This window comes from Gimesia sp. (genome assembly GCF_048260065.1).
GTDB lineage: Bacteria > Planctomycetota > Planctomycetia > Planctomycetales > Planctomycetaceae > Gimesia.
The window spans coordinates 144,345-168,585 of record NZ_JBLXHC010000009.1 but is presented as its reverse complement, the minus strand read 5'-3'; the positions used below and the strand labels follow the sequence as shown (position 1 = coordinate 168,585).

The window sequence follows — 24,241 nt, the reverse complement described above, 5'->3', positions numbered from 1 at the left end:
AGCTGCGGATGTAAATTTGAATTCTTGCAGATATTAACCTACCGCTTGACGAGCCATTTGTCGGTACAGTTTGGCTGGTACAGAATGTTGCAGACGCCAGACGATACTCATCGGCCGGTCACCAGAATGGGAGACATAGTCGCAAGGGCCAAGAAAATAATACGGGGAGGCAAGTCCTGAAGTCTGCTTTTTAGTTTCCCGCACAAACAAGAGCGGTGTGTAACCACGGCTATGGTGATTGATGTATCTTTGACCGGTTGGAGATTCCGATGAAGTATTGCTCTGCGATTGCCAGTGAAATAGTTCATGCGAAATTAAATAGTCTTCGTACATCGTTGTCGGGGAATACTCTTCTTCCGTTTTTTGTAGAGTGACAAACAAGGCATCTATCTTTTTATTTTTCAGATGCAATACTCCCTCACGATGATCTGGTCGATGCTCAAGCGACCAATGCCCCAAACCAACTAGAATTTCATCACGTGTATATTGCGCATGTATCGTTAAGGGTCCTGAGACTTCAGGGAGACGTCCCGCACGAAGTGTAGGAGCTTTCTTGAGACAGTAGTCCAGAACTGATATTAAATCCTGTCTGGCAGCCTGATTATTAAATAATCGATTCTGTGCCTCTCCGATCGTCCAGCCTAGACCAACTTTACCCCAAAGTGTGACATAGAGCATTTCTAATGCTTGTTTCTCTTCATTTGAAGATGGCACCTGTGTAGACGCTATATGATTGGTCCAGCATTCGATTTGTGTTGCACAATCAACGTGAATTAACCGACGTAATCCTTTCGCGAGTTGAGTTTCGTCAGAATCTGAAATTGGTTCAATGAGACCGGCTTCTGCGAGCAAACGAGACCAGAGTCCCCGCTTTAATAACTCATCTAAGTTAGTATGTAGAAAATCTAAAGCTTCATGAAGGAATGGACTACGTCCAAGGATTCGTCCTAATTCTCTAAGTCGTAAGATGATAGTTGGTTTGTTGAGCCGTAATGAATCACGAATATTGTCTAATACACGTTGCTGCGCAACACGTTCCAATTGAACCACACAACCACTCGGTAAATGGGGGAAGCCATTTTCGATTTCCCGATCGAGACGCAGTTCGGGCTTCGTACTGAGTGCACGAAATCTCGATGCGAATTGAAATTCTCGTCGTTGAGCACCGATGAAATCGAGGATTGTCAAACATTCTTTATCATCATGGAGACGCATCCCTCGTCCAAATTGTTGTAAAAAGATGGTGAGGCTTTCCGTTGGTCTTAGAAAAAGTAAAGTGTCAATTTCAGGAATATCGACCCCTTCGTTATACAAATCGACCACAAAGATAAAGTTGATATCTCGAGAACGAAGCTGAGTCTGCACTTGGTTTCTAACTTCATCAGAAGAATCAGCAGTCAATGCAGCTGCAGGAACACCATGTTCTTTAAAAAATCGAGCCATGAACTCAGCATGAGCTTTACTGACACAAAAACCCAGCCCACGAGAATCTACTGGATTGAGTAGGATTTCGTGTGTTTTTTCTAAAATCAACTGCGCACGGCGATCGTTGCCAGTATAAATCCGATCCAGATCATTGATCGCATACCCACCACGTTGCCAATTTAAATCATCTAGGTTTTCACTATCTGAGACACCAAAATATTGAAATGGGCAGAGTAATTTACGATTAATCGCATCAGGCAATCTGATTTCAGCGCTGGTACGCCCTCCGAACCATTTTAGGACATCGAGTTGATCGGCCCGATCTGGTGTTGCGGTCAGACCCAATAAGATATTGGGACGTACGTGATCCAGTAAACGTTGGTAACTTGGTGCAGCCGCATGATGAAATTCATCGACAACGATATATTCGTATTCATCGGTTGGAGATTTCCAGAGTTCACGTGAGTTATAGCTTTGAATAGAACAAAATAGATGTTTTACCTGGGATGGGTCTCGTCCTCCTACTAGCAGATCTCCAAAATTCTGATCGCGTAGTACACCACGAAATGACGCGAGTGCTTGTTTCAAGATCTCTTCTCGATGCACTATGAAAAGAAAAGAAGGTTGGCGTCCCTCTTCTTTGCAAATGCGTGCATAATCGAAGGCAGCTAACATAGTCTTACCCGTTCCAGTAGCGGCAACTACCAGATGCGTTCTTTTGTTTTGGACATCACGCTCTGCAACTAGGATGTCCAATATTTCTTCTTGAAAAGGGTATGGTCGAATATGAAATGCAGGCAGCATCGATGGATCTGATGAACTCAACCGTTCATTCTTAATCGCAGATCTCAGCCGTTCAGGAGCCTCGCCACTGAATGGCTGGAATTCGTCGTCCTGCCAATATGTTTCAAAGGTTCCCGTGATCTTTCCCCAAAGATAGGAAAGTTCGTATTGGCTAACCTTCGTTGTCCATTCAAGGCCCTCAGAAAGGGCGGCGTTTGAAAGGTTCGCTGAACCGACGTAGGCACTGCCGAAATCGGTATCTCGATGAAAGAGATAAGCCTTGGCATGCAAACGGGTTCGTTTCGTATCATAACTGACACGAATCTCAGTGTTGGGGAGGTCGCTTAATGCTTCTATCGCCTTTGGATCGGTAGCTCCCATGTAACTAGTAGTGATAACCCGAATGCGGGGACGATCTGGGTGAGGGCTTGAGGCCAATTCTTTTAAGTCATCCAGAATGACACGGAGTCCACTCCATTTCACAAAGGAACAAAGAATATCAACTGAATCTGCGGTTGATATCTCTTTTTTTAATTGGCTTCCCAAACTGGGGTCCAGCCGTGTTCCCGTTAAAAGTGCAGAGCGAGATAAGGGAGTATCAGGGCGATTCTCAGAAGTTTCAGGCTCGGTGTGATGAATTGCCAGCAGCCGTTCGAGGGGAGTTGCGATACGTAATCGATTTTCCCAATCTCGTCCTAGCTCTTCTGCAAGCAAATTGAGAATACGATCAACTAATCGTTTTTGTTTCTCAGCTGCTTCCTTACCTCTAAATCCAGCAATCCCAGTTGCTAAAACATGTTCCAAGTATTGAGCAATCGCAGTATGCGCATCTTCCGCATCAACTTTACCTATCGTGGCGTAGAGACGCGGGTCAGCGATTGTCTGTAACTGCTCCTTTAATTCTTCAGTTAGAAGTTGTTCATAGAGCCCTGGCTGGATGCTGTCTGTCATTCTAATTCCCGATATCAAATCATCGTGGTGCCTGCCTCAATGGTTTCCCTATCACTGTAATCAGAAGTCAAGTGATTGACTACCGGATGGAACAAGTGGATCAACGCATAAAAACAAATAATTGCAGAAGTGATTTGTCATTGTTTTCAAGTCAATTTCAACGATAAGATAAGAGAATGAATTAAGTCATATATAATTAAAAGAAAGCCTACCCATGCCCCTGCCTCTCAACCGTCGTGAATTCATCCACAGCTCCCTCTGTTCTCTGGCTGCGACCTCTGCGACGGTAACAGCTTCGCTGCAGGCTGCGGAATCGAAGCCGTTGATGGGTTCTATTTCGAAAGAAACGCTGTTTCGCAATCGCGATGGGGCCGGCGTCACCTGGTTTCATCCGCGGGGGTGTATGATTCCCGGGGCTGAGGGGAACGCGACGTTTCAGTTGAATCTGCAGGAGATTGGCGGCTCCGATTACTTCGGGCAGGTGCACTGGACCGAATCGACGGACCGGGGCAAAACCTGGAAGCAGCCGATACCCATTGCCGCACTGGGACGAGATCCCGTCAAGGAACATCCGGGTCTTAAAGCGGGTGTCTGTGATGTGACGCCGCAATATCATCCGCAGACCGGAACCGTCCTCGCGCTGGGGCACGTCGTCTTTTATCGCGGCCCCCGCTTTGCCCGCGGCGATCAGCTGGCCCGCTACCCCGTCTACGTCACGCGGGACAAAGACGGCCAGTGGTCAGAGCGGAAGATCCTGGAGTGGGACGATCCCCGTGGCGGGGAGATCTATACCAACAACTGCGGGCAACGGCTCGTCATGCCTGATGGCGATATCCTGATGTCCTTCACCTTCGGCGCGGGCAAACAGCCCCGCATGGTGGCCGGCGTGCGTTGTGCCTTTGATGGTTCGACACTCAAGATCCGCGAAGTCGGTCCGCCCCTGGAGAACAAAGTCGGGCGGGGCCTGCTCGAACCGTCTATCGCCCGTTTTGCAGATCAGTACTTCATGACGATTCGCGCCGAAGACGGGCACGGCTATGTCGCAGTCAGCCCGGACGGTTTGAATTATCAGCGGAAGACCGCCTGGGCGTTTGACGACGGCACGCCGATCGGCATGTCCACCACACAACAGCACTGGCTCACTCACTCCGACGGACTGTTCCTGGTTTACACCCGCAAAGATGATACAAATAAAAATGTGATCCGCTGGCGCTCCCCGCTCTGGGTGGCAGAGGTTGATCCGGAGCAACTCTCCCTGATCCGCGCTACCGAACGTGTGGTCCTGCCCCTGGTCGGGGAGGGCGTGAACGATCCCGACAAAGTTGCTTTGATGGGTAACTTCGATGTTACCAACGTCAGCGCGGACGAATCCTGCGTCACCGTCGGCGAGTGGCTGCCGCGAGGTGGGGCGAAAGGAGACCTGCTGCTGGGCCGGATCAAATGGAATCAACCCAACCGCAGTGTACCGGATTTTGTCAGTTAAGACTGACCTGTCGCGGAATCCACCGCAGATAGAGTGCGTCCCGTTCCTCCAGCGATTGATAAAGCAGGGTTTCTAGTTCATCCGAAATTCCGGCTTCTTTTGCCAGTTCGACCGTTCCATGGAAAACAAAAATGTCGTTGGGACCCTGTTCTCCATCCAGTTCAAAACGATCAATGAGAATCTTCAGATCTTCCCGGTTGATCGTTCCCAGATAAGTTGCGATTCCGGCGTCGTAGAGATCGAAAACTTCGTTATCAAAGTCATCGAGTCTTTCCGGCGGCAAGGTAACGAAAATGCCGGGATGTTCTTTTTTGTTTGCCTCATACAATTCTGCTTCTTTGAGCAGAAATCGTTTTCTGGCTCTTCCCTCAGAAATATAACTTATCATCGCGGCTGGAAGTGCAAAAATCACACACAGAGCCGAGATTTCAGAATCCCAGATTACCTCCAGGAGACAACTGGAGATAAAAACAAGGATCGCAAGTTCTGCGACTAAGGTTGTTTCTCCTCCTGATGTCCACTTCAACGGCTGATAAAATCCCCAGATTCGTCTCAGGATCATATTCACGAGGAACAAAACCACAAAGGCGATCAGGAGAATGGTTAACAGGAGCTTCATGGGAACGGTCTCTTGAAAAATGCACGACGCGAAATGACATGGATTCAACCATGTGAAGGTCATCATTGATAATGAGAACGTAGCAAAGCCGGTGTCGGATTGAAAATTTCAATCCGATTTCGTGATCTACCGCTTAAATTGAGCCGTACTTAAATCAGTCAGATTTCAGTTCCACCCGCCAGATGAGCCGTTGCTGTTTCTGCACGGTTTCGCGATTGAACAGATCGAGTGGCTCTTTCCCCGTGCGTGCGATGGGAACTCCCTCGACCGATGGTACGTCGGAAATGGGGACGCGAGGGACCGTCAGCTTTTCTTTTGTCGACTCATCAATTAACAGTTCAGTATCAGACTGACTTTGATCCTGTTCACTGTCACGGAGTTGCAGCTGCAGGTTGTGTTTGCCTGCGGACAGGTTCCGTGCGAAATACTCAGTCTCGACCGGCTTGTTTCCGGATTCGTCTACTGAGAACAGTCGCACGCGGGCGGTCTTTCCTACCGGAACCACACAACTCCATGCGTGCCAGTTCTTGTAATCGCGCCGGCCGCCGGCCACGATCAGTTCTCCGGGTTCGACCTCAAGCGGTGTAAACTGATGTGATTCCCCGGTAATCACCTGGTAGAGCGGTTCTCCCTCTACGCTTTCCTCGGCCGGGCCGATAAACTGCTGGCGGGCACTGTCCCAGTACACTTTACGAGGCGCCAGGGTTCCATTAGGCAGGGTGCCACAGACTTTATAATCCAGGGCTCTACCATTAAAGGCAAAACCCACAAAACCAAATTCCGCCAGTGGTTGTGACGGGCCAGGTTTGCCGTTCCAACTGGTCGCGTTGGCATAATTGTGAATCGTCAGGGCAGGCTGCGCTTCCCGTCCGACCTGATACCATCGCTGGATGTATTTAAATGGGCCATGCGGTTCAAATGCGGATGTCTCGTAGAAATAATCGTCCGTCCCTCCTATGTTGACCAGCATCAGATTGGAATAACTGCCGCTGGAAGAGGCCCAGCCTCCCAGCATGCGGATCAAAGTGCCTTCCGCATCGAAGATAAACGCAGCCCGGGGTGGAAAACGGAGCTTGGGTTTGAGTTCCCAGCTCGCTCCTTTAGGACGGACAGCACAGAGAACGATGATGCGCTGGCCCTGCGGTGTGGGAATCGTGGCGATCGGAGATCGTTTAGACTTTTTTGAACTGTTTTCCCCAACCAGGTTCCAGTCACTCTTAAATTCAAGCGGTGTCGCGGCGTCAAAGTTATTGATTGCCAAGAGTTGATTCAGGACCACCATTGACGGCTGTTTCTGCAGTTGTTTCAGCAGTATCTGGGGAGAATCGCTTAACAATGTTTCTGGTTTTTCGTAGGCGACAGTAACATCAAAGAACTGGTATTTCTCTCGGGGTTCTTCCTGGGAAACGCTCAGCACGACGACCCGTCCGTCTGCCTGACGGGGAATGATCAGTCTTTTGCTCTGGACATAAGCATCTCGATCGTCTCCCTTACGTTCCACACGCCCCTTCACGGTAATCCGCAGACGGGAAACGGCTTCCCCGTTGACTTCCAGGGGAAGCGTTAGCCGGACGATGCCGTCGTCTCCTGATTTCTCTGAAGCCACTGGTCCAAACCGCTGTGATGCCCAGAGTTGCCAGTCATCAGGCGCATTTTCAAAAGCGATTTCGCTTACGGTGACAGTGATGTCTGGAACCGGCTCAGCGTCTTGATTCACGACGAGGATTTCCCGTGACGAGACCGGCACATATTTTTCCATGGTAATGGTCCGTCGCAGCGTCTTGCCGCCTGACAGGTCGATTAAAGCATATTGCCTCGGACCATCTTCATAAGAGTTCGGGTAAATGGGCATTTGATAACCGTCTGCGGAAACCTTGTAAGATTCACGATCATCAGCGGATAGATTCCGGACTCGGGCGATCCCCTGCTGATCGGATTTGACTCCTAGAAACGTGTCCTGTGCCCATTGATAGCGCTGTTTGAGTTCGTCTTTATCTGGAGGATCAATATAATTCTCGATCGTTAAAGATTCCGTTGCCGGTATGAACAGTTCACCTCCAAAGAATAAGCCGTTGGGATTGAATTTGACCTCGGCTCCTTCAATCGGTTGTCCAAGCGGGTCGACGACTTTGACGTCCACCGACGTCGTCGGCGTACAGGGAAGTTCCACCTCGGTTTTATAAAGCCCTTTTGTGAGCGGGAAGAGATGGGGCCAGAAGGCATCGTGCCGACTAATGGCATTATCGAGAATCGATTCCGGACCGGCGTTGTGTCGTTTCAGGTAGTCTTTCAGCGACTGGACGGTCGGTCGGGTCGACTGGTAACCATCAACCAGTGCAAACAGTTGGGCCTGTCCGCCTGTCGGCAGAGAATCGAACTCAAACGTGCCGTCTTCTTTAACCGTTGCCGTCTGCTGCCAGGTCCAGCCACCGCCAATTTTATGATCCTGCCCTTCATTGATATAAAGTTCCACACAGCCATGTTTGATCGGCCGGGGAACGGAGTCGTCCAGGCGTCCCTCCAGGCGGATGCCCGGCTCGAGAATCGCGACAATCGTACCATCCTCTTCCACGCGTTCCGGCTTGGTGACATCAATCAGGTGGCTGAACAGGATCGGTCCTTCTTCGTTTTTGGCTACAACCCGCATCCAGCGGCGGTCCAGTTCCACCACCGGCGAGGTGAACAGCCCCAGACGCCGATCGTCCTGTTTGAATTCACGACCGATAATGTGCGTGTCTTCCAGCAGAGGAAAGGCATCGGGCAATCGATTTCCTTTCGCGTCCACTGCTTTGACACGTATGATCCGTCCCGGCTGTAAAACCAGTTTTGGATTGCCGCTCAATGAATACTGCGTGCCCGCTTTCGCATAACCCTCGGCTTCGGCGGAGATCTGTGCCCGGGCGGCTCCCTTGGGAACCTGAATCGTGACCTCCCCCTGCTCATTCGTCACAGGTGGGTTGATCGTGATCTTACCCAGCATGTCCCCCTCGTTGTCTTCCCACCAGCCTATACGGACCTCCGCACCGGCAATGGGTTGGTCCTTGTCATTCACAACCGTGACCGTTTTCGGCGCTGTCTGCTTCAGATTGATGTCGGGTTTCCCCGGTTTGCGGACGACAAGGGCCGCCGGTTTCTTTTTCTCTGCTTTGGGTTGATTAGCGTCGGCTTTCGATTCGGCCTGCTGTTCATTTTCGGGTGGCGCCGGGTTCTGTGCAATCACCTGCGGACTAAAGCGAACCGAGGCTATGCCAACAGACAGTAGCACTACTAACAGCAGGCAGGCATAACAGCGGGAGCGCTTCAACGTATTGAAGGAGCGTGGCGTTTCCAGCCATTTCAATCTGCGCAGCAGGTAACTTCGATCAGCCATTGCAAGTGCGGAGGCTCTGCTTTCTGCGCCCTGACGATGCAGCGCCCAGCCTGCCAGCAGACGTCGGTAGCTTTCGAACCCATCGATTGAATCCGCGGCCAGTGCATCGGACATGTGCTCACACGCCAGCCGATGCTGTGCAGGTAACCGCCAGACCAGCGGATGAAACCACCAGACCGCAGTCACGAGACGCGAGAGCAGATCCCAGCATGAATCAAAGCCAGCCACATGCGATAACTCATGCATCAGAATCGCGCGGCGTTCGGATGGGGAGAGTCGGTTATTCCATGACTCTGGTAACAAAATAGTCGGTCGAAAGATTCCGACCGTACAGGGACCTGCGATCTGGTTGGACAACAGGACCGGAGGCACACGTTTGAGTGCAATCTGCGCTGCTAAACCAGCACAGTCAGACTGCAACGCAGCGGGGGCCGTCTCTGCAGACACTAACAGTTTTCTCGCACGTTGAATCTGCCAGCCGATACGCAGCAGTAAGAGGACACTGACCGCAAGCCAACCGAGAAACCACCAGGAAATTTCAGCTGTAACTGGAGACGTTATCGGCCGATTTGTCATGGAATGCGTTTTGATCTCAGGTTTAACAGGGGCGACTGTCGTCTCGGGCAGGTTCGGTTCCGATTCTGTGCCTGAAGGTATTTCAGCGACCAGTGGCTGGGAAGAAATCTCCATAGTGGCGTTGTTCGGTCTCGGATGTTTTTGCGGGCTATTCGGTAGAACTGGTTGCAGGGGGACAACGGTCTCTGACGTTCTTTTTTCCGAGATGATTGGAGTTGCTGTTTCAGTCGTTGTTTCGGTTACAACATCGGTTACCGAATCAACCGGTGGTAAAATCGCCAGACTGGTGACTGGTAGATACAGACAGGCCAGAGGCATCAGCAGAGCCGCTGAAATCAGACAGCGTGACACCAGCACGGACCAGCGCGGATTGCGGTTACGAAGTAGTCTCAGCGTCACCCAACCCAGTGCCAGTAACAGACTAAGTCGGACCAGTGTGTTGATGATGAAAGCGGCGTCATCCATTTCCAGGTCCTCTGTAAGTTTGATATTCAAAAGGAAGCAAAGCGTCGCCCGTTACGATTCGCCGCGGGCAATTTTCTTGAGCTGTTTCAGTTCTTCGGGGGTCAGGCGTTCTTTCTCCGCCAGTTCCATCAGCAGTTGACCGGTGGACCCGCCGCTAAATACTTCGGCCAGCCGCCGGACCGTCTGTCGCAGTTGTGTTTCTCGTTTGACTTTCGGCGAGTAAAGAAACGCCCGACCATTGCGTTTACGCGTCAGCAGTCCTCGCTCGACCATGCCGACCAGTACGCTGCGCAGGGTACCGTTATCGATCTCCCAGCCGAACGCTTCCTGGATTTCACCCGGTTTTTGAGGCGACTTGTTCCATAACAGCCGCAGGACTTCCAGTTCATTCTGATTGGGTTGTTCCATTGCAGGGCCTCTAACGAAACAGGATATACTTCATTTCTATCTGTGATTTTTTCACACTTCAGTCGGAAACGCAAGAGCAATGTGTGAAATGTTCACACATATTCTGCGATTGTTTACGGCTTGAGTTGCTTGTTCAACAATAATCGGGAGGGGGCAGGCTACTTAAATTTCTTCGCCGCCTGATTGATCAGTTTTCTGATTTTGGGTGGAGTGCTTTCCAGATTTGCCAGGAATACGGCATCCGTCATGCTTCGCTTGGATTTATAGGGATTTACTCCTGCCTCAACCAACGCCTGGACTGATTCCAGATGCTTTAAATTCAATGCCCAGAGTAGGGGTGGGCCTCCACATAATAAACTTCCACTGCCTGCATCCAGCGTCAATGAAGCATTCGCTTCCGCCAGGATCTGGATCATGTTCGGGTCGTTTTTCCAGACCGCGATTCCCAGCGGACGGACCGGAGAAAAACCTCGCCCATAATAGAGTGGATCTGTCTCATTAAAATCATACGGTCTGGGAGATATGGCATTCGGATTCTCTACACCAAAGTAGAGGTACTCGGACCATGCATCCGGATTCGCACCGGTTTTGAGCAGCAACTGCACCAGTTTGTCATGACCACACATCACCGCCATCGCCAGTGGAGTCACCTGACCGGCAAACGGAAAAAGATCCCCCCGGTGGTTCACGTTGACTCCTTCTTTGATCAGTTTTCTGACTGCTGTGATTTTATTCTGTCTCACTAACGCGAGCAGATCCTCAATGCGGGTATCGAGCACACCGGCGTCGATGAGTGCCGCTTTGAAATCCAGGTAACGTTGATGGGAGTCTTCCCAGCGCGGCTCAGCACAGAGCCCCATCAGCTTCGTAGTCCCACCCTCAGTTTCCGCATGCAGATCGGCACCCGCGTCGAGCAGTCTGAGCAGCACTTTTACCGTTTTTTCCAGTTCCCGTTTCTCTTTTTTGGGGTCATAGCGATGTGATCGTGAAGCCCACACGTGATGAATCGCCATGCGGCCTTCCGAGTCTTTCAGATTCAGGTCAGTGGCCGCCTCCAGCAGGAGATCCAAAATCTTCAGATCTGCATAATCCACGGCTTTCATTAAACAGGTCTTTTTTAGATCACAGGGATTATTCGGGTCAGCACCATACTCCAGCAGCAGGGACATCATCTTAGGGGACTTCCTGTCAAGGGCTGTTACCAGAGGATGGTCATCCTTGAAAACGGGATTGGGGCTGGCACCTGCTATTAATAATGCTTCTGCAATCTTGAATGCATCAAGCTTTATGGCCAGTTCCAGTGGGGTACTGTCAAAATTATACTCTGATTTAAACCGGGCATTGACCGGCACACCTTTTTTGATCAGCGCGCGTACTTTTCGCAGATCCTTTTCCTCAATCGCCTGTTTCAGTTCCTTATCAATTTTGGGGAGATCACGGCCTTTTTTTCGATCGGGAAATAACGACTCTTCTACCAGTTCCCTGGCGGTTTCCGAGTTTGTCCGCTCAAACAGATACTTCGCCACCTGCTTCCTGTTCGCCTCGAACGCCCGTTCGAGAGGCGTCTGGTACACTTCGTCGAGTTCATCCGGATCGGCCCCCTGCTCGACCAGCAGCTTGACCATGGCCAGATTTCCCTGCTCGGCGGCACGGTGCAGGTATTCGTTGTCTTCCAGACGCCCCCAATAGGCATTCTGGAATTCCTCAAACGTCATTCCCTCATCGAACAGGTTTTTCAATGCAAGCGTCTTCTTCAGTTCGACCAGTTCGAACACATCCCCCCAGTCGACGGCATCCGTGGGCTCTCCGGTAAATGGATTCACCGCCTGGGAGCGTTTCGCTGTGTCCGGTTGTTTCTTGCGTGCTGACGATTTCTTTTTGGCCATGTTGATTGATCCCGGTTCTCTCTGAGACAGGTTGACTCAAGGAATTGTTTCAAAAAACTGGTGTGCCGGAACCAACTTACAGTGTGTGAATGTCTATTTCAACCGCAGCAGCTGAGCTGGTTCGTCGGTATAAATGCGTTCGACGCCCTGCTGGAGCAGTTGCTGCATCAATGCGGGATCGTTGACGGTCCAGGCACCTGGTTCGAGGTCGGCGGCTTTGATCTTTCGGACTTTGTCGGGAGTGATGCCTTTAAATTGCAGGACAAGTGCTTCGAAGCCGCGTTGCTTAGCGATCCTGATGTCGGCGTCGAGATCGGTATCAGCTCCCCGATCCCAGAAGACGGGGAGCTCCGGCGCCAGCTGTTTGACCTGCGTCATGTAATTCAGATTGCCGTCATTGAAACCGACCCAGGATTCCATCTCCAGGCGTTTGACCAGCGCGACCGCTGCTTTCACACAGTCGGCCTTGGGTTGAATCGAGACGCGGGTCTTGTTCTGCTGTTTGACGAGCAGCAGTACTTCTTCGAGTAACGGCATCCGTTGAGGCGGGCATGCTGCTTTGGACAACTGGTGCCGTTTTCGGAAGTCCGTCGCCACGTCGACTGTTTTGAGTTCTGCGTATGTGGAGCTGGCGACGTCAAGATTTTTGTCGCCGACGCGCTCCGTGGTTTTGTCGTGTGTGACGACCAGTTGGCCGTCTTTCGTCTGGAAGATATCGAGTTCAAGCCAGTCCGCACCGACGTCGATTCCGCTCTGGAAGGCGGGAATCGTATTCTCGGGATACTCACCCGAATTCCCCCGATGCGCGGTGACCCCGTTCTGCAGAAAAACAGGTTCCGCAGCAGACAATACCGTGGTCAGCATCACAGCAAACAGAATAACAAACGCAAACTTCATCCCAGGAGACTCCCTTAAAAAACCGAAGGCCATGCTATCGGCTGGTGATGAAGATCTCAAGAAGCGAGGATGAAATTCACTCAGGCGATGATATCGTGGACGACATTCGATTCAAACTGATGTGTCAGTCGTTCGCCCAGACCGTTACGTTCGTAGACCAGTCGTTCGTGATCCAGTCCCAGCAGATGCAGTACCGTGGCGTGCCAGTCCTGAATACTGACGCGGTTTTCGACCGATGCATAGCCGACCTCATCGGTATTGCCGTAGACGAGCCCCCGTTTCACTCCTCCGCCTGCCATCCAGGCTGAGAAACCATAGGGGCCATGATCGCGGCCGGCGACGTTCATCTTGGCGCTGGAAGTGATCTGTGCGGTTGGGAGACGACCGAACTCGCCTCCCCAGAGAACAAGCGTCGAATCGAGCAGGCCCCGCTGACGTAAATCTCTCAGCAGGCCCGCCACTGGCAGGTCGGTCTGTCCACAGGCGGACTGTAATGACTGCTGAATTTTGGAGTGGTTGTCCCACATCTGGCCGCGCGTGTAAAGTTGTACGAAGCGCACCCCCTTCTCGACCAGCCGTCGCGCCAACAGACAGCGTCTGCCGAAACTGTCTGTCTCTTTCTGATCAATGCCGTACATCGCCAGGGTCTCTGAGGTCTCCTGGGAAATATCGAGTGTTTCTGTTGCTTCCAGCTGCATGTTGGCAGCCATCTCATAATTCTGGATGCGGGCTTCCAGTTCCTGCTGACCTGGTCTTAACTTCTGATGCATGCGGTCGAGCTGTTTGAGCAGCAGCTGTTTGTTGCGGCTGACCTGTTCCGTGTTTGAATAATCCGGTGCAATGTTAAGCAGCGGCGATCCGGTGGCTTTCATGCGTGTCCCCTGATACAGGGGCGAAAGATAACCGGACATCCAGTTATCTACATTGTTGACCGGCAGGCGATTGCTGGGATCGGCGAGCACCACGTAAGCGGGCAGGTTCTGGTTTTCGTTTCCCAGGCCATACGTAATCCAGGAACCAAAAGCGGGATGGCCGGGGAAGGTTTGCCCGGACTGCATTTTGTAAATTGCCGGTTCGTGGTTGGGGTGCACGTTATACATGGAACGCACGATGGTCATCTGGTCGACTTCCTGCGCAGTGTATGGCAGGACATCGGAGACCCAGGCCCCCGATTTACCGTGGCGTTTAAATTCGAAGGGACTCTGCATCAGTTTGCCCGTCCGGTCCGTTTCGAAGACGGCATTGCCTGTGAGTTCGCGCGGCGCTGTCTGGCCGTGAAATTTCTTAAGTGCCGGCTTAGGGTCGAACAGGTCCACCTGGCTGGGACCTCCCTGCATACAGAGATGAATGACCGACGTGGCACGGGGTTTGAAATGGGGACGCCGGGGCTTCAGATTTTCCGGGAGCTGCTGTGTATGATGTGTTTCCCCGGCTGCGAATGCCTGCGACTGTTGACCGAGCAGCGAAGTCAGCGCGACGCCATACAGACCGTCGGTCATGCGATCGAAAAAACGCCGCCGTGAGAGTTCGGTCATCAGTGCTGGTTGTGCTGTGGAATCAGTCATGGTCGTTTCAATCGAGGTAAAGAAATTCGGCGGAGTTGAGCAGCACGTGACAGTATTCAGTAAACCCGTTCAGGGACGGTTCAGATTTCGTTCCGTCTTTCGCAGATGTCTCCAGTAACTGAATCGAATTCAGAGCCAGTTTAGTTTCTGCAGACGTCGGTGCACGCTGGAAGACCAACTGGTAGGCCCGTTCAATTCGCTGCCGCGGGTCATCCCCTGCTTCGGCACGCACGCGGCGGGCAAAGTGATCGGCCAGATCATGAACCAGACGGTTATTTACCAGCAGCAAGGGTTGTGAAACCACATTGGAATTTTTGCGTTCGGTACAGTTCGGGTTCATCTGCGGGAGATCGAAGACTTCCAGAAACGTAGGCATATCTTTGCGGCGATGACGAATATAGATACTTCTGCGCCAGCCTTCGGAAGTCCGTTTAGATGTCACCAGTCCATCCGGGCGGAGTTCCACATCGACGGGCTCGCCATATTGAGTTTCATCGAGCTGGTCGGCGGTGAAGATCAATGCATCGCGAAGCTCTTCGGCTTCAAGGCGGCGGAGCGGCATGCGGGAGATCAATCGATTCTCCGGGTCCGATTTCTGATGCAGTGGAGTGACGGCTGAAGACTGGCGATAGGCCTGCGAAGTCATAATCAGTCGCTGCAGCTGTTTGATGCTCCAGCCTTCTTTCACAAACTGGACCGCCAGCCAGTCGAGCAGTTCCGGATGGCTGGGAGGCGTGCCCAGGGCACCGAAGTTGTCGATACTCTCCACGATTCCGGTACCAAAGTGTTTGTTCCAGATGCGATTGACGAACACACGGGAGGTCAGCGGATGATCGGGTTGTGTGAGCCAGCGGGCAAACGCAAGGCGTCTGCCGGTTTTTAATGTGGTCTGCTGAACCGGTTCTATATGATACGGAGAAATGCCGTCGGCAATCGCAGAGGGAGGCCCGGGCTCTACGAGACGTGTCGGCTGATTTTCATCGCCACGACGATAAATGTAAGTGGGGGACGGACGACCGCGATCCCAGAGGGCACGGATCATCGGCGGTGTTTTGAGGGAAGCCTTTAACTCTTTAAGCTGTTTCTCCAGTGATTTCTTCTGGTCCTTTTCAAGCTTTTTATCTTTGAGCTGCTCTTCGATTTCACCGATCTGCTTTTCCAAGGGCGCATTATGCTCGTCAATGGCGGCCTGTTCGTGTTGAGGTATCACCGTCAGCAGCCGACTGCGGGCCCGCTTCCACTGATTGCTGAAGGGTTGCGGCGTCATCCAGTCGTATTCATCATACGCACCTTTGAAGATTGCGACGACGCGGTAATAGTCACGCTGCGGAATGGGATCGTATTTGTGACTGTGACAGCGGGCACAGTTCATCGTCAGACCCAGTAAGCCGCGCGAGAGGACATCGATTTCATCGGTGATGACTTCCATCCGATCGGAAACCCGATTCACTGGGTTGGCAGAGGTCCCATCGGGGGCCATCCGCAGAAAACCGGTCGCCACCAGTTTCTCAATCGTTTCGGGGGTTGCATTCTCAGGCTTGCCGTAATCGACCAGTTCATCGCCGGCCAGTTGCTCGGTGAGGAAGACGTCATAAGGTTTGTCTTCTCCAAAGGAACGAACAACATAGTCGCGATAACGCCAGGCATACTTGCGAATCAGGTCGGCACTGCGTTTTCCTTCGGAGTCGGCGTAACCGGCCAGATCGAGCCAGAACTGCCCCCACTTTTCTGCATAACGGGGGGACTCCAGCAGTCGATCGATGAGCCTTTCATATGCCTGGGGTTTGTCGTCTGCGAGGAAGGCCTGCACTTCTTCGGGAGTGGGGGGCAGGCCCGTCAGTACATAGGTCACACGACGAATGAGCGCGCGTCGATCCGCTTCCGGAGCATAGCTGAGCTGATTTGCTTCCAGCTTGCGAAGTAAAAATGCATCGATCGGATTTTTCACCAGGGACTGATGCTGCACGGAAGGTGGCTCTGCCTGCTGGGGAGGCTGAAAGGACCAGAACTGGCGATCTTCTTTTGTCACCAGGGGATCCTGATCATTGATGAAATCCAGGGGTTCCTCGTTGACGACATTCAGCCCCTGCGCGATCCAGTCTTTGACAGTTGTCAGTTCTTCCGCTGTCATCGGTTCAATACCGGCGCGACTGATTTCCGCTTTCGGCGGACAGGTTTTTTCTTCAATATATTTGATCAGCAGACTCTCGTCCGGCTTACCTTCGATGACGGCTGTTCCTGCTCCACCCCCTTTGATCATGTCGGCTTTCGTCCGCAGGTCGAGTCCCCCTTCCTGGTATTCGGGGCCGTGACACATCACACAGCGGCGATAGAAAATCGGCAGGACGTCATGCTGAGATAACTGCACTTCCGCAGTCGCTTGCGGATTGTGTTTGAACTTCATCCCCTGCGCGATCCAGTTGTGGATCAGCTGCAGTTCTTTTTCTTCAAGTGGCCTGGAACCTTCGGGAGGCATCTGGCCATCGTGCAGGTATTCATACAGCAGACTCTCATCCGGTTTGCCTGACACCAGTCCGACTCCCGATTCGCCCCCTTTCAGCAACGCAGCGGGGGAACTCAAATCGAATTCGGCTTTCCGGTTTTTCGTGTTGTGACATTCCAGGCAGCGGGCCTGAAATATGGGAAGAATGGTGTCTTCATACACAAGCGGGGATGATGTGGAGGGGCTCGTTTTTTCTGCAGCGTAAGATCGCTGTGACTCAGGAAATGATACCAGCAGACTGCTTAATACCAGGTAGAAAAACGTACGCCGGGAAACGTCCATTGCTGTTGTTTCTCGCGATTGAGGAAGGAATATTCAGGAGGATGACAATCAGGTCTGATTGTCCTGTTACTCTTGCAGGTATTCATCCCGATCACGGAGAGCGGCCCGCATCCCGGAATATCGCCATTATAACCGGTTTTGCAGTCAGAATGTCAAGAAATTAACCCCCGGTTTGGCAATTTGGAGACAGGTTATTGTTCACGTGACCTCATTGTTTTCCTGTGATGAAGAATCGGTGCAATCACCGCTTCTACAGACAAACTTGTTGACTATCAAATTTCAGAGAATTAGGATTGAGATCAGTTGGTTGGAAAGGGAGACCTACGTTTTCATTTTTTTCAGGGAACCAGTTTGATGATCAGATCAAGACTTATGAAAGTCACCGTCAGTCTTCTGACGTTGATGCTGCTGCTGACAGGTGATCCGCTGCTGCAGGCGGGTGTGACCAAAGATGCGGCGAGCAAGTATCTCAAAAATGTGCAAAAAGGAAATCCCGATTTCAAGTCGGTTGGTAAAATCACATTTGGACCCGGCGGATTGCTGGTGGTGGCGGACCCTGCGAAGGCAACAATTACTGTTATTGATACTCATGATGTCGGACCATTGAAGAAACTGGAACAGAAAGTTCCCAAGGTGGATGTGGCTGTCGCTTCCAGCCTGGGTGTTGAGCCATCAGAGATTGACATCGCCGACATGGCTGTCAATTCACAGAGTGGTAATGTGTATCTCGCCGTCAATCGCAAGACCGACGGACAGCCTGCGATTCTGATGATTGATGCCCACGGCAAAGTGAAAAACTTTGATCTGTCGGAAGTCGATTATATTCAGGTCGCATTGCCTGGCGGAAAAGATTCGAAAATTCGCAACATCACCGGCGTTGCTCTGGCCAGTGACCGTCTTCTGGCAGCGGCACAGTCGAACGAAGAATTCGCCAACAAAATTTATTCCATTCCTCTGCCTTTAACGCATGGAACTTCCGCCGACATCTATAGTGCGGAAACTTACCATGTTGCACACCGCAGATGGGAAACCAAAGCCCCCATTCAATCGTTCGTGCCTTACTCGAACAAAGGGAAAAACTACATCGTCGGTGCCTTCGCCTGTACGCCCATTGCCAAGTTTCCCCTGGATGAACTGCAGTCCGGCAGTAAAGTCAAAGGGACCAGCGTAGTGGAACTCGGTTCCGGTAACCGGCCCCTGGATATGCTGACTTATGAAAGTGACGGCAAAGAATGGTTGTTGACCAACACATTCCGCTTCCACTGGAAAAAGAGTATGTACGGCCCGAGTAAATGGTGGGGCGTGCGTGTGAATATGGATTATCTGGATGCAGAAGACATCAATGAAGAAGCAGCCCGCCGCGATGTGAAACAGAAGACCGGTCCTGACGGCATTGAAATTGTCGATCAGTTGTCCGGTGCGGTTCACATCGACAAGCTGCAGAAAAAAGAGATCGTCGTACTGCGCGATAACGACGGGCACCTCGATCTGGAAATAACCGAATTGCCCTGACGAGTGATCTCCTCCGGTTCACAGGCTCTTTTCTGTTCGGGTTTGGGAATGGAAAAGAGCCTGTTCCTTTTATGTCCAGGGTCAAGACGTTGAACGCGATTCGATTTGGGGGGAATGCATCTCTGATGTGTAAGTCATCATCTGCAACCTGCTGGCACACTCTGTCACTGATTGTCTGTGTTCTCTTAATTGAAGCACTGACATGCGCTGCCGGGACGCCGCAAGAAGAACCATTTCAGCTTGCGTTTGAAGCGGATGCGAACGATCCTCGATTGTGCCGCGTGGTGGTCACTGCCGAGAATGTCCAGTTCTGGTCGGCACTGACTGAGGCAGATGAGTCACAGTTCCAGCGGGTACTCTCACTGAAACGGGAGACACGATCAGACGCGAAATTGCCAGCCATGCTGGGCACTTATCGGCTGACTGAGGATCGTCTGGAATTCAAACCCGCTTTTCCGCTGGTCCGAGGCAACCGTTACCGGGCAACCTTTGATCCCGCGGCTTTAAAGCTGGCGTCAAAAAGTCCCCACAAACGCTTACAGGCAACATACGCGATTCCCCTGCCCGACAGCAAGCCGCCCCGGGTGCTGTCGATTTATCCGTCAGGGAACCAGTTGCCTGCCAATCATTTGAAATTTTATATTCAATTCTCCGAGCCTATGCAGCAGGGAGATATATTCGAACACTTTTCTCTGTTTAACAAAACACAGGAGCAATTCGTGCCCCGCCCGTTTCGTCATACGGAGCTCTGGTCGCGCGACGGTAAACAGCTTACGCTCTGGTTTCATCCGGGAAGACAGAAAACAGGAGTGAACCTGAATGTCGAACTGGGAGCAGTTCTGAATGCGGGTCAGGAATATGAACTGCGCATCAGTCCGAAGTGGGCCGCGTTGTCGGGACACGCGTTAGGTGACGAAGTCAGAAAAACATTCCAGGCGGTTGCCATGGATGAACGCCAGCCAGAGATTCACGACTGGAAATTGAATTCCCCTGCCAGCGGAACCCGTGCCCCCCTGATCTGCCAGCTGGGTGAATCGCTGGATTTCGCGCTGCTGCACAGCCAGTTAAGCGTACAGACAGCATCCGGCAATCCGATCGCAGGCAAGATTAAACTGGATTATGCAGAGTCGGTCTGGAAATTTACGCCGGACAGAGCCTGGCAGCCGGGCGCGTATCGACTGCAGGTGGGAACCGTGCTGGAAGATCTCGCAGGCAACAGTCTGCAGCAGCCATTCGCCGTGGATCTTTCAAAACAGCAAACCGCCTCGAACCGGGTCGGCGAGTCTGTTACACTGCCCTTCGAAATCAAATAAAGTCCTGTTGTTCTTTCTCGAGGTTTACAGATGATGCGCGCCCTGTCTGTTCTACTCCTGTTCTGCTGGTGTCTTCCGGTTCCTGCTGCCGAGCCAGCGCCTAACATCGTCTTCATTCTGGCCGACGACCTGGGCTGGAAAGACCTGGGTTGCTACGGAGGCACACTCGCGGAGACGCCTCATCTGGATCAACTGGCAAAACAGGGCTTGCGGTTTACGAACGCGTATTCTCCCGCGCCGATCTGCAGTGCATCACGGGCCTCGATTCTCACCGGTCGCACTCCTGCACGTCTGCATTTTGAATTTGTGACCAAGCCGGCCGGCGTGAAGCCGCCTGCACGTCAATTGCAGCCGCCCGAGTACACGCGCGAGCTGCCTTTAAAAGAAGTCACGATCGCGGAAATGCTGCAGCAGGCGAACTACCAGACTGGCTTCTTCGGGAAATGGCATGTCTGTGAACATTACCAGCATTACCTGGGCTGGAGTCCGACGCACGGACCCAAACAGCAGGGCTTTCAGTCGGCGAAGGAAACATTTGGCAGTCATCCGTATGCAAAGAAATTCGACTGGAAGCCCGGCGATTTCAAACCAGGCGAATTTCCGCCCGACGCAGTGACAGACAATGCAATTGACTTTCTGAAACAAAAACGGGAGCAGCCATTTTTCCTGTATCTGTCTTACTTCCATGTACATACACCGGTCCGCGCGCCGACTGACTGGCTGGTGAAAAAGTATCAGAAGCGGGCTGCAGTCGACACGGGTGATGAGATCCTGCGTACTCATTACGGTGCGTTCATCGAAACGTTGGACGCGTATGTGGGACAGGTCCTGACGGCCCTCGATCAACAGGGTTTACGTGAATCGACGCTGGTTGTCTTCACGTCCGATAACGGCGGGACTCCCGAGTACGCCGACAATGCACCACTGCGAGGGAGTAAATGGAACCTGTATGAAGCGGGCATCCGCGTGCCTCTGCTGGTACGCTGGCCAGAGCATGTGGCGGCAGATTCGGTCTGCACGACACCAGTCAGCGGCACCGATCTGTTTCCCACATTTTGTGATGTGGCCCGAGTGGATTGCTCATCATTGACACTGGATGGCGAGAGCCTGCTCCCGCTGTTTCACGGGGCAACTGCTGCCTGGCTCGAACGGGCGTTAACGTGGCATTTCCCGTACTACCATCCGGAAAAAGGATATCTCAAAGCGAAACCGGAGATCGGCATCAACGATTTCATCGTGAGTCAAACCAGACCGGTGTCAGCCCTCCGCCGGGGGAACTGGAAACTACTGCAGTTTTATGAAACCGACCAGCGTGAGTTGTACGACTTGAGTGAAGATCCTTCCGAGCAGCACGATCTCAGCAGCACTCATTCGGAAAAAGCGGCAGAACTGCAGGCCGAACTGAAACAGAAGCTGCAGGCACAACAGGCACGTTATCCTGTCGCTGCAGCAAAAGACTGAAATCGAAAGCGGGAATCAGCCGAGCTCGGCAATCGGAGCGGAAGGTCCTTCGACCAGTGGCGTGGGACGTCCGCCTGGTTTAATCCAGTGACCGTAGGGATCGATGCCCAGTTTCTTGAAGACGGTGGCTCCCAGGTCTCCAGGTCCCAGTCGGCGTTCTGCGATTTCCCCACCGCGACGATCGGTAGCACCAATCACCTGACCGCCGGGCACACCTGCGCCGGCTGCCAGCATCGACATGACGGGAGTCCAGTGACCGCGGCCATCGGTTTTGGTAATCACAGGACCGCGACCAAATTCACCGAGAACGAGCACCAGCGTGGTATCGAGCAGTCCCCGTTCGTCCAGATCACTGATCAGAGTGGCGATGCCATGATCGAGAACCGGCAGCATTGGTTTGAGACCTTTGTTGATGCCGCCCCATTTGACTTCATCGCCGTGATGGTCCCAGTGCCCCCAGGCATCGCTCATCGTGATGAACGTCACCCCTGCTTCGACGAGGCGGCGGGCCAGCAGTGATTTCTGTCCAAAGGAATGATTACCGTACTTCTCGCGTACCTGGGCTGATTCCCGGTTCACGTCAAAGGCTTTGGCAACATTTCCTGAGAGCACCATATCGTACGCTTCCTGCACATAACGATCCTGCAGGGAAAGTTCGGGCGAGAGCTCGGTATGTTTTCGCAGTCGATCAAACTGCTGACGTAATTCTTCACGGTCGGTTAAGCGGGCCGTCTGTACGCCATCAGGCATCCCAAACTTACCTGCGGATTTGACGCCATCCAGTGGTTCATAGCGATGACCCAGGTGACCGGCTCCATAAATGTCTGCCGCCATGCTGTCTGCCAGCGCGACGAAGCCAGGCATACCCGGCACATTGGGACCACGGAATTTCGCTGCGACCGAACCCATCGAAGGATATCCGCCGCCATCACGATTGTCGTTCGTACGACGTGATTTGGGATTACAGGCCTGGAAGGTGGTCGGTGTGTGGTTACTGGTTGAAGCATCCATGGAACGAATGATGGCGAACTTATCCATCATCGCCGCCTGCTTTGGCATATGCTCACAGATTTCGATACCGCTGACGGAAGTCTGAATCGGATTGAAAGGGCCGCGAATTTCTTTCGGTGCCTGCGGTTTGAGGTCCCACATGTCGAGCTGACTGGGTCCGCCTGACAGCCAGATCATGATTACAGACTTGGCTTGAATCGGATGTGTCACCTGTGCCTGTGGTGCGCCCAAAGCCTGTCGCTTGAGAAGTTCCGGCATGGAGAGCCCGGCAAGTCCCGCCATTCCCATCTGCAGAAACCAGCGACGGCTGCCGACATGGACCAGATCAGATCCAGGAGCAAACGCGGAAAATCCGCTGCCAGACTGGTGATGCTGTCCGTGGGAAAGATTGAGTGGCTGGGACATCCGAATTCTCCCGGTGTGTCATTCGACGGTTTTATTATTTATTTAGGGTTAGATAGAAAATGGTTTCTCAAATAAAAAAGAAACGATTTCTATCGTATTCCCTGTGGTGAGCAGCTCAGGCAGGAATTTGTAGTAAGTATCAGCATACACGAATATGATCGGAAATAACAACGCGAAGTTCCTGAGAATTCTTCAGAATCTGACTTAGAGTATTCACACTTACAGTATTTTAGTGGTATAAAGCGTGTAACACGTGCCAACCGAACCATTCCAAATGCAACTTCAGCATTCACTTAAGTCAGTTTCAGGACTTTGATGGCATTTTCGCGATTGATTTTCGCGCTGACTTCAGCCGGCAGCTCCAGTTTTTCGAACAGTTCAAACTGAGGTACGTTCTGGCCTGGTGCAAGATAATCGGTGCCAAACAGAATGCGATCCTGGCGGCGGATTAAAAATTCGGTTCCAAATTCGAGATCACGGGAGATGGCATTCGCACCGGAGCCCGCTGAAAGATCGCCATAAATATTGGGATAGCGACTCATCAGATCATCAATGGCGCCGCCCGGTTTGACTTTGTCCATGGGATAGCCCCCCAGTTCTTTGGGAGTGAGACCGCCGGAAATCGAAGCCCACCAGCCGGGACCGTGTCCGATGAAATTCAGCTCGGGAAAAGTTTTGAGGGCATTTTCCAGACGCTTCAGGCCGGGGACATCTTTGCCGCGAATGTTATCGATATGAAACAGAAGTGGAATGCCGACTTCCTGGCAGGCTTCGTAAACGCGCATCATCAGCGGGTCATCAAAGTTGAGCCCCACCTTATGTTCGCCGAAGCCTTTCGCTCCCTGATCGACCCAGGCCTGGATCATACCGACTAACGCTTTCACACTGCCGGCATGTGTGGTGCGCGGGTCAACGGAGCAGAAGGGAATCAGTCGATCGGGATGATCTTTGGCAGCCGCCAGCACGGATTCGGTGGTCTGCAGATACTTGGTGGATTCCGGCGACGTCAACGGGAGCACACAGGATTTTTCAATCTGGTTCTCGTCCATCCACTTGATCAGACCTTCCGCCGTCAGATTCTTTTTCGGGTCGGTATAGGTGCCAATATGCGTGTGAACGTCAATGAAGCCGGTTCCCGCTTTGATATTGGGTTCAGCAGACCGGACTGTTCTGTGGGGCCAGTGACCTACGGCGGCACCGAGACCAGCCAGCAGGAGTGATTTAGTAAATTCGCGGCGGGAGAGATTCATAGTTCGTTCCAGAAAATTAAAGTAGGGAGCGGGTCGCGCTGATTTCATTCAAAACGACCCACTCCAGAAATTCAAG

Annotated in this window: 14 protein-coding genes; 4 read left to right on the top strand and 10 right to left on the bottom strand. The window is 52.3% G+C overall.

Features of this window, described 5'->3' with window-relative positions; all coding sequences use genetic code 11:
• Positions 1-33: 33 nt before the first annotated feature.
• Positions 34-3,159 carry a DUF3427 domain-containing protein gene (locus tag ACN0YN_RS17865; RefSeq protein ID WP_417386392.1) on the bottom strand — a complete coding sequence of 1,042 codons (3,126 nt, stop codon included), beginning with the start codon at positions 3,157-3,159 and terminating at the stop codon, positions 34-36.
• A gap of 214 nt (positions 3,160-3,373) precedes the next feature.
• On the opposite strand from ACN0YN_RS17865, the gene ACN0YN_RS17860 reads away from it, so the two are divergent.
• Positions 3,374-4,642, top strand: coding sequence for a sialidase family protein (locus ACN0YN_RS17860; RefSeq protein ID WP_417386391.1), 1,269 nt, complete (start codon positions 3,374-3,376; stop codon positions 4,640-4,642).
• Here ACN0YN_RS17860 and ACN0YN_RS17855 read toward each other — a convergent pair.
• The 7 genes from ACN0YN_RS17855 to ACN0YN_RS17825 form a co-directional block, all read right to left on the bottom strand.
• Positions 4,635-5,261, bottom strand: a complete 627-nt coding sequence (locus ACN0YN_RS17855; protein ID WP_417386390.1) for a hypothetical protein — start codon at positions 5,259-5,261, stop codon at positions 4,635-4,637. The two genes, ACN0YN_RS17860 and ACN0YN_RS17855, sit on opposite strands and share 8 nt — an antisense overlap.
• Positions 5,262-5,415: 154 nt before the next feature.
• Positions 5,416-9,672 (bottom strand): M56 family metallopeptidase, encoded by a 4,257-nt coding sequence (locus tag ACN0YN_RS17850; protein WP_417386389.1) that lies wholly within the window; start codon positions 9,670-9,672, stop codon positions 5,416-5,418.
• A 51-nt stretch (positions 9,673-9,723) separates the two neighbouring features.
• The gene (locus ACN0YN_RS17845; protein WP_417386388.1) at positions 9,724-10,080 is read right to left on the bottom strand and encodes a BlaI/MecI/CopY family transcriptional regulator; all 357 of its coding nucleotides are present in this window, start codon (positions 10,078-10,080) and stop codon (positions 9,724-9,726) included.
• A gap of 158 nt (positions 10,081-10,238) precedes the next feature.
• On the bottom strand, positions 10,239-11,966 hold the full coding sequence (locus ACN0YN_RS17840) for an ankyrin repeat domain-containing protein (protein ID WP_417386387.1): 1,728 nt from the start codon (positions 11,964-11,966) through the stop codon (positions 10,239-10,241).
• A gap of 93 nt (positions 11,967-12,059) precedes the next feature.
• A complete protein-coding gene (locus ACN0YN_RS17835; RefSeq protein ID WP_417386386.1) occupies positions 12,060-12,863 on the bottom strand; it encodes a glycerophosphodiester phosphodiesterase in 804 nt (267 codons plus the stop codon).
• Between the two features lie 80 nt (positions 12,864-12,943).
• Positions 12,944-14,428, bottom strand: a complete 1,485-nt coding sequence (locus ACN0YN_RS17830) for a DUF1501 domain-containing protein (protein WP_417386385.1) — start codon at positions 14,426-14,428, stop codon at positions 12,944-12,946.
• Between the two features lie 7 nt (positions 14,429-14,435).
• Positions 14,436-17,213, bottom strand: coding sequence for a DUF1553 domain-containing protein (locus tag ACN0YN_RS17825; protein WP_417386384.1), 2,778 nt, complete (start codon positions 17,211-17,213; stop codon positions 14,436-14,438).
• Between the two features lie 354 nt (positions 17,214-17,567).
• Between ACN0YN_RS17825 and ACN0YN_RS17820 the strand changes: the two genes are divergently transcribed.
• From ACN0YN_RS17820 to ACN0YN_RS17810, 3 genes are all read left to right on the top strand, one after another.
• Complete coding sequence (locus ACN0YN_RS17820) at positions 17,568-18,725, top strand: hypothetical protein (RefSeq protein WP_417386383.1); 1,158 nt, start codon at positions 17,568-17,570, stop codon at positions 18,723-18,725.
• A 125-nt stretch (positions 18,726-18,850) separates the two neighbouring features.
• Positions 18,851-20,038, top strand: coding sequence for a hypothetical protein (locus ACN0YN_RS17815; RefSeq protein ID WP_417386382.1), 1,188 nt, complete (start codon positions 18,851-18,853; stop codon positions 20,036-20,038).
• Between the two features lie 30 nt (positions 20,039-20,068).
• Positions 20,069-21,499, top strand: coding sequence for a sulfatase (locus tag ACN0YN_RS17810; protein WP_417386381.1), 1,431 nt, complete (start codon positions 20,069-20,071; stop codon positions 21,497-21,499).
• Positions 21,500-21,514: 15 nt separating this feature from the next.
• Here ACN0YN_RS17810 and ACN0YN_RS17805 read toward each other — a convergent pair whose 3' ends face one another.
• Both ACN0YN_RS17805 and ACN0YN_RS17800 read right to left on the bottom strand, forming a co-directional pair.
• Positions 21,515-22,915 (bottom strand): DUF1501 domain-containing protein, encoded by a 1,401-nt coding sequence (locus ACN0YN_RS17805; protein ID WP_417386380.1) that lies wholly within the window; start codon positions 22,913-22,915, stop codon positions 21,515-21,517.
• Between the two features lie 293 nt (positions 22,916-23,208).
• Positions 23,209-24,213 carry an amidohydrolase family protein gene (locus ACN0YN_RS17800; RefSeq protein ID WP_417386379.1) on the bottom strand — a complete coding sequence of 335 codons (1,005 nt, stop codon included), beginning with the start codon at positions 24,211-24,213 and terminating at the stop codon, positions 23,209-23,211.
• Positions 24,214-24,241: the final 28 nt, after the last annotated feature.

Excerpts from the sequence above, each read along its gene's own strand:
- ACN0YN_RS17865 (WP_417386392.1), bottom strand. The coding sequence starts at position 3,159 with ATGACAGACAGCATCCAGCCAGGGCTCTATGAACAACTTCTAACTGAA.
- ACN0YN_RS17860 (WP_417386391.1), top strand. The coding sequence starts at position 3,374 with ATGCCCCTGCCTCTCAACCGTCGTGAATTCATCCACAGCTCCCTCTGT.
- ACN0YN_RS17855 (WP_417386390.1), bottom strand. The coding sequence starts at position 5,261 with ATGAAGCTCCTGTTAACCATTCTCCTGATCGCCTTTGTGGTTTTGTTC.
- ACN0YN_RS17850 (WP_417386389.1), bottom strand. The coding sequence starts at position 9,672 with ATGGATGACGCCGCTTTCATCATCAACACACTGGTCCGACTTAGTCTG.
- ACN0YN_RS17845 (WP_417386388.1), bottom strand. The coding sequence starts at position 10,080 with ATGGAACAACCCAATCAGAATGAACTGGAAGTCCTGCGGCTGTTATGG.
- ACN0YN_RS17840 (WP_417386387.1), bottom strand. The coding sequence starts at position 11,966 with ATGGCCAAAAAGAAATCGTCAGCACGCAAGAAACAACCGGACACAGCG.
- ACN0YN_RS17835 (WP_417386386.1), bottom strand. The coding sequence starts at position 12,863 with ATGAAGTTTGCGTTTGTTATTCTGTTTGCTGTGATGCTGACCACGGTA.
- ACN0YN_RS17830 (WP_417386385.1), bottom strand. The coding sequence starts at position 14,428 with ATGACTGATTCCACAGCACAACCAGCACTGATGACCGAACTCTCACGG.
- ACN0YN_RS17825 (WP_417386384.1), bottom strand. The coding sequence starts at position 17,213 with ATGGACGTTTCCCGGCGTACGTTTTTCTACCTGGTATTAAGCAGTCTG.
- ACN0YN_RS17820 (WP_417386383.1), top strand. The coding sequence starts at position 17,568 with ATGATCAGATCAAGACTTATGAAAGTCACCGTCAGTCTTCTGACGTTG.
- ACN0YN_RS17815 (WP_417386382.1), top strand. The coding sequence starts at position 18,851 with ATGTGTAAGTCATCATCTGCAACCTGCTGGCACACTCTGTCACTGATT.
- ACN0YN_RS17810 (WP_417386381.1), top strand. The coding sequence starts at position 20,069 with ATGATGCGCGCCCTGTCTGTTCTACTCCTGTTCTGCTGGTGTCTTCCG.
- ACN0YN_RS17805 (WP_417386380.1), bottom strand. The coding sequence starts at position 22,915 with ATGTCCCAGCCACTCAATCTTTCCCACGGACAGCATCACCAGTCTGGC.
- ACN0YN_RS17800 (WP_417386379.1), bottom strand. The coding sequence starts at position 24,213 with ATGAAATCAGCGCGACCCGCTCCCTACTTTAATTTTCTGGAACGAACT.